The 463-nt window shown below is 46.7% G+C and carries 2 protein-coding genes; both read right to left on the reverse strand.

The genetic code is table 11. The annotated features are described in order from the left end of the window. A partial coding sequence (locus A3757_RS28180) for an anhydro-N-acetylmuramic acid kinase (protein WP_156506472.1) occupies positions 1-88 on the reverse strand: 88 nt, incomplete at its 3' end. 20 nt (positions 89-108) lie between these two features. Next, positions 109-463, reverse strand: a 355-nt coding sequence (locus tag A3757_RS21065; RefSeq protein ID WP_156506471.1) for a M23 family metallopeptidase, incomplete at its 5' end; no start/stop codon positions are given.

Here is a 463-nt window from a genome sequence, read left to right on the forward strand (position 1 = left end):
TTTTGTTTTCAGATATTGAGGCAAGGACGGTATCGATTCCGTCCATGCTGGTGCCAGACATGACGCCTATATATAGTTTGTCTGCCATATCAGGGACTCTATCTGTACTTACTGATTAGAGGCGACTTGATAACTTTCTGAAAAGGTCTCGAGCTGTGCCAGGTATGAGTGTGTTGCTTTCTTAAAGCGAGCAAGCTCCTTTTTAGGGATAGGGCTCGCGTGTGGCAGTTTCACCTTTAGAGAGTTTTTGTGGACACCGTTAACTCTAAATTCATAATGAAGATGGGGCCCTGTTGAACGTCCTGTGCTACCGACATAGCCAATGATTTGGCCTTGCTTAACGCGCTTGCCCGAGCGGATGCCGCGTGCGTAGCCATTCATGTGAGCATAAAGAGTGGTGATGCTTTGTCCGTGTTGGATGATGACAGTTTTACCGTAACCACCTTTTCTGGCTGCATGAATA

Source organism: Oleiphilus sp. HI0117 (genome assembly GCF_001635235.1).